This is a genomic window from Achromobacter agilis, assembly GCF_900496965.1.
Classification (GTDB): domain Bacteria; phylum Pseudomonadota; class Gammaproteobacteria; order Burkholderiales; family Burkholderiaceae_B; genus Achromobacter; species Achromobacter agilis.
The window spans coordinates 1-8,569 of sequence record NZ_UFQB01000051.1; the positions used below are offsets into that span (position 1 = coordinate 1).

At 68.4% G+C, this 8,569-nt stretch carries 9 protein-coding genes and 1 pseudogene; 9 read left to right on the forward strand and 1 reads right to left on the reverse strand.

Annotated features, from left to right (window positions below):
* The 3 genes from fliK to AGI3411_RS29920 form a co-directional block, all read left to right on the forward strand.
* Window positions 1-801 (forward strand): flagellar hook-length control protein FliK (fliK, locus tag AGI3411_RS30505; protein WP_244240490.1); only part of this gene is annotated, 801 nt, incomplete at its 5' end.
* A complete protein-coding gene (locus AGI3411_RS29915; protein ID WP_129530922.1) occupies window positions 801-1,118 on the forward strand; it encodes an EscU/YscU/HrcU family type III secretion system export apparatus switch protein in 318 nt (105 codons plus the stop codon). The genes fliK and AGI3411_RS29915, both read left to right, overlap by 1 nt.
* 24 nt (window positions 1,119-1,142) lie before the next feature.
* The gene (locus tag AGI3411_RS29920; RefSeq protein WP_129530923.1) at window positions 1,143-1,946 is read left to right on the forward strand and encodes a flagellar brake protein; all 804 of its coding nucleotides are present in this window, start codon (window positions 1,143-1,145) and stop codon (window positions 1,944-1,946) included.
* Between the two features lie 29 nt (window positions 1,947-1,975).
* Here AGI3411_RS29920 and fliE read toward each other — a convergent pair whose 3' ends face one another.
* The gene (fliE, locus tag AGI3411_RS29925) at window positions 1,976-2,308 is read right to left on the reverse strand and encodes a flagellar hook-basal body complex protein FliE (protein WP_129530924.1); all 333 of its coding nucleotides are present in this window, start codon (window positions 2,306-2,308) and stop codon (window positions 1,976-1,978) included.
* Window positions 2,309-2,637: 329 nt separating this feature from the next.
* Here fliE and fliF point away from each other — a divergent pair, with 329 nt between their 5' ends.
* The 6 genes and pseudogenes from fliF to AGI3411_RS30220 all read left to right on the forward strand — a co-directional run.
* Window positions 2,638-4,305 carry a flagellar basal-body MS-ring/collar protein FliF gene (fliF, locus tag AGI3411_RS29930; protein WP_129530925.1) on the forward strand — a complete coding sequence of 556 codons (1,668 nt, stop codon included), beginning with the start codon at window positions 2,638-2,640 and terminating at the stop codon, window positions 4,303-4,305.
* Entirely contained in the window at window positions 4,295-5,305 is a 1,011-nt protein-coding gene (gene fliG / locus AGI3411_RS29935; RefSeq protein WP_129530926.1) for a flagellar motor switch protein FliG, read from the forward strand. The genes fliF and fliG overlap by 11 nt, the downstream gene beginning before the upstream one ends.
* Complete coding sequence (gene fliH, locus AGI3411_RS29940) at window positions 5,298-6,041, forward strand: flagellar assembly protein FliH (RefSeq protein WP_129530927.1); 744 nt, start codon at window positions 5,298-5,300, stop codon at window positions 6,039-6,041. Before fliG ends, fliH begins: the two co-directional genes overlap by 8 nt.
* Window positions 6,042-6,067: 26 nt before the next feature.
* A complete protein-coding gene (fliI, locus tag AGI3411_RS29945; protein ID WP_129530930.1) occupies window positions 6,068-7,516 on the forward strand; it encodes a flagellar protein export ATPase FliI in 1,449 nt (482 codons plus the stop codon).
* On the forward strand, window positions 7,509-7,958 hold the full coding sequence (gene fliJ / locus AGI3411_RS29950; protein WP_129530928.1) for a flagellar export protein FliJ: 450 nt from the start codon (window positions 7,509-7,511) through the stop codon (window positions 7,956-7,958). The genes fliI and fliJ overlap by 8 nt, the downstream gene beginning before the upstream one ends.
* A gap of 24 nt (window positions 7,959-7,982) precedes the next feature.
* A pseudogene (locus AGI3411_RS30220) lies at window positions 7,983-8,569 on the forward strand (flagellar hook-length control protein FliK); the annotation flags it as partial.

The following is an 8,569-nucleotide window of genomic DNA, read 5'->3' on the forward strand; positions in this document are numbered from 1 at the left end:
GCAATCCTGCCCCAGGCCGCCGCGGCCGTGCTCGCCACGAATGCCGCGGTCACCGCCGGCAAGCCGGGCCACCCCGCAGCCAAAGCCGATGCGCCCGCCGGCGCCACCGCCCATGCCGCGCTTGCCGCGGGCGGCCCCTCGGCCCGCGCGCTGGGCCAGGCCTTGCGCCACGCGCTGCAAACCAGCGGCCTCTTCTATGAGTCCCACCTGGGCGACCTGGTCTTCGGCCGGACCAATCCCGCCCAACTGCGGGAAGAACCCCAGGCCCGCCTGGACAAGGACGCCGCGCCCCAGGATGCGGCGCCAGCCCGAGGCCGGGCCGAACCGTCCGCTGCCCGCGCCGGCAGCGAGGCGCCCGTCGGCTCGGGCTCCTCGGGCACGTCCGCCTCTTCCGCGCCCGGCACGCCCATCAGCGGCATCCATCAGGATCTGACCGTACTCGTGCGCCAGCAGCTCGACGTGCTGGCCAATCAGGCCCTGACCTGGCAAGGCGAAGCTTGGCCAGGCACCCCCATGGAATGGGAAGTGGAGCGCGATCCCTATGGCGGAGACCCCAATTCCGTAGTGCCCACGTGGGCCACGCGGCTGAAACTGGACCTGCCGCGCCTGGGCTTGGTCGACGCCCGGCTGAACCTGGCCGGCGATCAGCTCGTCCTGCAGCTCGTCGCGCCTCACAGCGCGTCAGAGATCCATGATGCCTCGGACACGCTGCGCTCGCGCCTGCTGGCCGCCGGCCTGACCCTGAGCGATCTGTCGGTGAGCGTGGTGGAGCCGCGCCCCGTCATTGCGGCCGATATCTGATGAACACGCCCGCCACGCCCCAGGACACCGGCCCCAACGCCAACCGCAACGCGGCGGTCGCCATTTCCTACGAGGAAAAAGACGGCGCGCCGCGCGTCGTCGCCAAGGGCTACGGCCAGTTGGCCGACACCATCGTCCGCGCCGCGCAAGAGAACGGTCTTTACGTCCACGAGTCGCGCGAACTGGTCGGCCTGCTTATGCAGGTAGACCTGGATGCGCATATTCCGCCCCAACTCTACGTAGCGGTGGCAGAATTGCTGGCTTGGCTATATCGCCTGGAATCGCGCGAGTTTCCCGAAACCGCGCCCACCGCCTGACTCTACTGATTGAGGACGACCATCGTGTTGGACGCCAGCGACCCGGAATTTCTGCTTACTCGGCCGGAAGACATGCGCGCAGCCTTGTTCGAGCTGACGCACCCCGACAGCCACATCCTGGTGCGCGACGCCGCCGATCGCGAGATGGCAGTGCTCATCCTCGGCGCGGACAAGCATACGCAGCAATTCTTCTGGCGCCCGCGCGACTATGCCGGCGCGGATTTTGAGCACTCGGACTCCATGGGGCTGCTCAGCGGCGCCACGTTCTATTTCAACGCCACGGCCTATGGCGGCGTGCAGATCCGCTTCCGCGTGCAGCGGCCCGAAGTGATCCATTTCGACGACGGCAGCGCCGCGCTGGTCTCGCCCTTCCCCGAACGCCTGGCCCGGATCCAGCGCCGCAAGATGTTCCGCGCGTCGCTGATCGCCAGCGCCAGCCAATGCCATGCCACCTGGCAGGCCTCGCCCAATGAAAAACCGCAGCGTTTCACCGTGCGGGACATTTCGGTCGACGGCGTGGGCCTGCGCGCGGGGATGGAGGCAGGCGCCCTGCCCGGGCGCGGCGCCATCATGGAAAACGTCCAGCTCGACTTCGGCGAACTGGGCAAGATCAGCGCCAATCTGGAAGTGCGCAACGTATATCCGGTGTCGGGGCAGCCGATGACGCAGAGCGCCAATCCTGGCGAGGCGCCGCCGCGGCATGTATCGCTGACCGGCGAGCCGCCGGTCAGCCACCTGGGCGCGATCTTCCTGAACCTGGATGCGCGCCAGGAGAACTGGCTACAGCAAGTGGTGTGGCGCCTCGAGCGAGGCGCGCAGCGCAACTGATCCGGCGCAAAGCCGGGCGCGCCCCGGAATCAGACGGCCATCGACGAGATTTCCTTGTAGGCCGCAACCAGCTTGTTGCGCACCTGCACCGCCGTCTGGAAGCCGATGCTGGCTTTCTGCATATCGATCATGACGTCGTTGAGCGAGATATCCGGCGCGCCCAGCTCGAAGGCCTTGGCCTGCGCGGTGGCCGCGTTCTGGGCAGCCGTGACGCGGCGGATGGAACGTTGCAGCTCGGCGGCAAAACCGTCCGGCCGGCCGACCATTTCGCCCGCGGCGAGGTTGCCCGTCTCCGCCTTGGTGACGACCGCGCGCATCTGCTGGAGCATGCTTTCGATGCCGGACAAGCCTGATACAGCCATTACTGATTCCTTGCTGGTGGGGATTACGCCAAAGTTGGACACAGCGTAACGCCGATCGCGCCCGGCCATAGCCGATAAGAACCGCCAAAAAACCCGACATTTCCCCGAATGCGGCCCCCACCTCTCCGGGCTGCGGCGGCCCTGTCCCCGTTCTGGGCGACATAGGGGATAAGTAACGCCAAAAACCGGCTGTTTTCAACGATTGGGATTGTCGTCTCAGGGGCAATAATCCACGCTCTCCCCAGACCAGAAGCACGTTGCATGTGTAATCTGCCCTACCAAGACATGAAGTCCCATTCCCAGCTCCGCGTGGCCAGCGGGAGCCGTCGATGAACCAGCAAGCCACCCTGAGCTCGTCGCTGCTGGCGAAGTTCCCCGTGCTGGAGAAGGTCCGCGCGCTGCCCAAGCCCGTCCTGCTCGGCGCGGCGGCAGCCTTCGTCGCGGCGGTCGTCGCCATCGCGATGTGGAGCAGCGAACCCAACTACAAGGTCCTGTTCTCCAATCTGGATGACCGCGACGGCGGCGCGATCGTGACGGCGCTGGGAACGATGAACGTACCCTACCGCTACAACGACACCGGCACCGCCCTGCTGGTGCCGGCGGAGCGCGTGTACGACACCCGGCTGCAGCTGGCGTCCCAGGGACTGCCGCGCGGCGGCTCCGTCGGCTTCGAACTGATGGACAACGCCCGCTTCGGCGCAAGCCAGTTCGCCGAGCAGATCAACTACCAGCGCGGCCTGGAGGGTGAGCTGGCCCGCTCGATCGAAGCCATGCATACGGTGCAGCATGCCCGCGTGCACCTGGCCATGCCCCGCCAATCGCTCTTCGTGCGCGAGCGCCAGGCCCCCACGGCGTCGGTGCTGCTGAACGTCTATCCGGGCCGCAGCCTGAGCGACGCCCAAGTCTCCGCGATCTCCTGGCTGGTGGCTTCGAGCGTCCCCGAACTGACCGCGGAAAACGTGTCCATCGTCGACCAGAACGGCCGCCTGCTGTCGGCGCCGCTGGGCGAAGGCCGCGGCATGGATGCCGACCAGATGCGCTTCGTGCGCGAAATGGAACAACGCACGGTCGAGCGCATCCTCACCATCCTGAATCCGCTCGTCGGCCCGGGCAACGTCCATGCCCAGGCCAGCGCCGACGTGGATTTCTCCCGCCGCGAAGAGACGTCGGAAGTCTACCGTCCGAACCAGGAGCCCGGCCAGGCCGCGGTGCGCAGCCAGCAGACCAGCGACTCCACCCAACGCGGCGTCAACCCCGCGCAAGGCGTTCCCGGCGCGCTGTCGAACCAGGCGCCGGCCAACGCGCAGGCGCCCATCGCCAACCCGCCTCAGCCGCAACCGCCCCGTCCCGGCCAGCCGCAGCAACCGGCCAACGCCCAGCCGCAACAACAGACCGGCACGCAAACCGCCGCGGCCAACCTGAACGAACGCCGCGATGCGACCACGAACTACGAAGTGGACCGCACCATCAGCCACATCAAGCAGCCGGTGGGCATGCTCAAGCGCCTGTCGGTCGCCGTGGTCGTCAACTACATCCGCGACAAGGACGGCGAGCCGCAAGCCCTGCCGCCCGAAGAACTGAACAAGCTCACAAACCTGGTCCGCGAAGCCATGGGCTACTCGGAAACGCGCGGCGATTCGCTGAACCTGGTCAACAGCCAGTTCAATGATGGCCCGCCGCCGGTGCCGGTCTGGCGCGATCCGGAAATGATTTCGCTGTTCAAGACGATCCTGGCCTGGCTGGTCGGCGGTGTGCTGGCGCTGTGGCTGTATCGCCTGCTGCGCCGCACGGTGGGCGACTACCTGTACCCGCCGGTCGATCCCGAGCAAGCCGAGGCGGATCGCATCGAAGCCGTGCGCGAAGCCCAGGAAGCCGCCCGCGCCAAGGAAGTGGACCGCTACCAGGACAACCTGGAACGCGCCCGCACGATGGCCAACAAGGATCCACGCGCGGTCGCGATGGTTCTGCGCACCTGGATGAACAAAGATGAAAAATGATTCCCCTCCGCTGGACGGCATGACGCGCAGCGCGGTCCTGATGATGTCGCTGGGCGAAGACGCGGCGGCCGAGGTCTTCAAGTACCTCAGCGCCCGTGAGGTCCAGCAGGTCGGCGCCGCCATGGCAAGCCTGAAGCAGGTCACCCGCAACGACGTCGCCGTGGTGCTGGAAGAGTTCCGCCAGGAAGCCGACCAATTCATGGCCGTCACCCTGGGTTCGGACGACTACATCCGCACCGTGCTGACCAAAGCGCTGGGCAGCGACCGCGCGGCCGGCCTGATCGAGGACATCCTCGAGGCCGGCGAAGGCGGCAGCGGCATCGACGCGCTGAACTGGCTGGATCCGAACACGGTGGCCGAGCTGATCGGCGACGAACATCCGCAGATCATCGCCACCATCCTGGTGCACCTGGAGCGCGACCGCGCGGCGGGCGTGCTGGCCCTGCTGACCGACCGCCTGCGCAACGACGTAATGCTGCGCATCGCCACGTTCGGCGGCGTGCAGCCCGCGGCGCTGTCCGAACTGACCGAAGTGCTGAATTCCGTCCTGGCCGGCCAGGGCGCCAAGCGCAGCAAGATGGGCGGCGTGCGCACCGCGGCCGAGATCCTGAACATGATGAATTCGGCCGAAGAGGAAACCGTCGTCGCCAGCCTGCGCGAGCGCGACAACGACCTGGCGCAGAAGATCATCGACGAAATGTTCGTCTTCGACAATCTGCTCGATGTCGAAGACCGCGCGATCCAACTCATCCTCAAAGAAATCGACAACGACACCCTCATGGTCGCGCTCAAGGGCGCGCCGGAGGAGCTGCGCGCCAAGTTCCTGCGCAACATGTCCAGCCGCGCCGCCGAAATGCTGCGCGAAGACCTGGAGGCCCAAGGCCCCATCCGCATGTCCAAGGTCGAGGCCGAACAGAAGAAGATCCTGCAGATCGCCCGCCGCCTGGCCGAAAGCGGCCAGATCGTCCTGGGCAACCAGGGAGACGACACGTATGTCTGAAGCGGACAGCGGCGCGACGACGCTCATCTCGCGCAGCGCCGCCTGGCGGCGCTGGCAGATGCTGTCGTTCGACGAGCCGGCGCCCGTCGAAGCCGAGCCCGAACCGGAACCCGATCCAGGACCGGACCCCGAGGTCGTCATGGCCCAGCTGCGCGCGCAAGCGTTGGCGGAAGGCCGCGAGGCCGGCCATGCCGAAGGTCACACGGCCGGTTTCGAAGCCGGCCGCCAGGCGGGCTACGAGGCCGGCCTGGCCGCGGGGCGTGAACAAGGCTACGCAGAAGGCCTGGCGCAGGCGCGCGAACAGGGCGCCGAGGAAGCGCAGCGCCTGCACGCGCTGGTGCAGGCATGCGCCGTATCGTTGGGTTCGCTCGAAGAAAAAATGGGCCAGGGCCTCCTTACCCTCGCCTTGGACATCGCGCAGCAGGTCCTGCGCACCACCCTCGCCGAGCAGCCCGAAACGGTGGCCGGCGCGGTGCGCGAAGTGCTGCATATCAATCCGACCGCGGGCGGCCAGATGCGCCTGTGGGCCAATCCGGCAGACATCGAACTGATCCGCCTGCACCTGGCCGACGAACTCAAGGAAGGCCATTGGCGCGTGCTTGCCGATGAGTCCATCGCGCGCGGCGGCTGCCGCGCCGAGACGCCCTTCGGCGACATCGACGCCACCCTGCAGACGCGCTGGCGCCGCGTCGCGGCTTCGCTGGGCCGCAACGTGTCGTGGGAGGACCCCGCGTGAACGGCAAACCGGCGCCCGCCCCGGCCATGCCGGTGCCGGCCGTGCCCGTCATCGACCGCTGGCAGACCCAGCTGCAGATCGGCTCGATCCGGGCCGCGTCGACCGACCCTTGGCTGGTCAGCGGCAAGATCACGCGCGCCACGGGCCTGGTGCTGCACGCAACCGGGCTGCGCCTGCCTGTCGGCGCCGCCGCCCGCATCGAGATCGCACGCGGCCACGACCACTGGGCCGATGCCGAAGTCGTCGGTTTCGACGGCCACACGTTGTACCTCATGCCGCAGGCGGACATCTCCGGCCTGCCGCCCGGCGCGCGCGTCGTGCCCGGCGAGCCGCCCGTCCAGCGGCAGATCCCCCTGCCGCGCAAGGCGGAACTCAACGGCAACGCCAAACCGCAGCTGGGCCGCCACCTGCCGGTGGGCAACGCCCTGCTCGGCCGCGTGCTGGACGGCGCCGGCCGGCCGCTGGACGGCCTGGGTCCGCTGACCGGCGCCGAGCTGGCGCCCCTGTCAGCCCAGCCGATCAACCCCTTGTCGCGCGCCCCGATCGATACCGTGCTCGACACGGGCGTGCGCGCGATCAACGGCCTGCTGACCGTCGGCCGCGGCCAGCGCATGGGCCTGTTCGCCGGCTCCGGCGTCGGCAAGAGCGTGCTGCTGGGCATGATGGCCCGCTACACCAAGGCCGACGTGATCGTCGTGGGCCTGATCGGCGAACGCGGCCGCGAAGTCAAGGAATTCATCGAACACAACCTCGGCCCGGAAGGCCTGGCCCGTTCGGTCGTGGTGGCCGCGCCGGCCGACGTGTCCGCCCTGCTGCGCCTGCAGGGCGCCGCCTACGCCACCCGCCTGGCGGAGCATTTCCGCGACCAGGGCCTGGACGTGCTGCTGATCATGGACTCGCTGACCCGCTACGCCATGGCGCAGCGCGAGATCGCGCTGGCCATCGGCGAGCCGCCTGCCACGAAGGGCTACCCGCCCTCCGTCTTCGCCAAGCTGCCGATGCTGGTCGAACGCGCCGGAATGGGCGCGCCCGGCCCCACCGGCAAGGCCGGCTCCATCACGGCGTTCTACACCGTGCTGGCCGAAGGCGACGACCAGCAGGATCCGATCGCCGACTCCGCGCGCGCCATCCTGGACGGCCACGTCGTGCTGTCGCGGCATCTGGCCGAGGCCGGCCATTACCCCGCGATCGACATCGAAGCCTCCATCTCGCGCGCCATGACCTCGCTCATCACGCCGGAACAATTCGCCGTGGTGCGCCGTTTCAAGCAAAGCCTGTCGCGCTACCAGCGCAACCGCGACCTGATCGCCGTGGGCGCGTACGCCGCCGGCAACGACCCCCAGCTGGACGACGCCATCGCGCGCTATCCGCGCCTGGAAGCCTTCCTGCAGCAGGACATCGGCGAAAACATCGGCTACGAAGACGCCGTCGGCCAGTTGCGCGCAACTTTCGAGTTGAGAAACACCTATGCCTAGCCAACTTCCCCTGGACATGCTGATCAACCTGGCCAAGGAGAGCACGGACGAAGCCGCCCGGCTGCTGGGCCGGCTGAATGCCGAGCGCAGCAATGCCGAGCGCCAGCTCGGCATGCTGCACGATTACCGCCAGGACTACCTGGAGCGCTTGCAGCAGGCGATGACCAACGGCATGCCGGCGAGCGACTGCCACAACTACCAACGTTTCATCGGCACCCTGGACGACGCGATCGGCCAGCAGCAAGCCGTGCTGCGCCAGGCCGACGAGAACCTTGCCAAGGGGCGCCAGTACTGGCAGCAGGAAAAGCGCAAGCTCAATTCCTACGACGCCTTGGCCCAACGCGAGCTGCGCGCCCAGGCCGTGATCGAATCCCGCCGCGAACAGCGCGCCAATGACGAATATTCTGCCCGCCTGGTCCAGCGCCAGGCCGGCATGCATTAAGCCGTGCCTAACAGGAAGCCCCAGATGACCGCTCCCCTGCCCTTGCCCTCCCTTGCGCCCGTCGCCCCTGCCTCGATCGCCGACACGCTCGGCGCCAAGCCAAGGCCCGCGAACCGGCAGGGCCCCAGCTTTTCCGACGTGCTTGCGCAGCAACGTCCGTCCCAACAACGCCAGGATCACGCCGCCGGCTCCCGGCCCGCGGAGAACGCCGCGAAAACGCCAGCCAAAGGCCAGCAAGGTTCGAAGGATCCCGCCGCCCATGCGGAAGGCGCCGCCGCCGGCGCCATCGACGAAGCGGTGCAGACCGCCGCGCAGGCCGAGGCCGGCGCGCTGGCTGTCGCCGCCGCCCAGCCGGCCGTCGTGCTGCCGCAGCAGGCGCTCGAAATCGCCGCCCAGGCCGCCGAACAGGTACAGCTTGCGCGCAGCAACGCCGCAGCCGCGGCTACCGCGATGAACACCGGCGCCGCGGTGCTGACCGCAACGCTCGGCGCCGCCGATGCGGCCGTTGCCGTGGGCGCGCCGGTCGCGGCGACCGCCCAGCAGGCGCAAGCCGCCGCCGCGCTCGTCGTCCGCGATGCAGAAGCCGCATTGCCCGTCGTCACGGCGGCGGT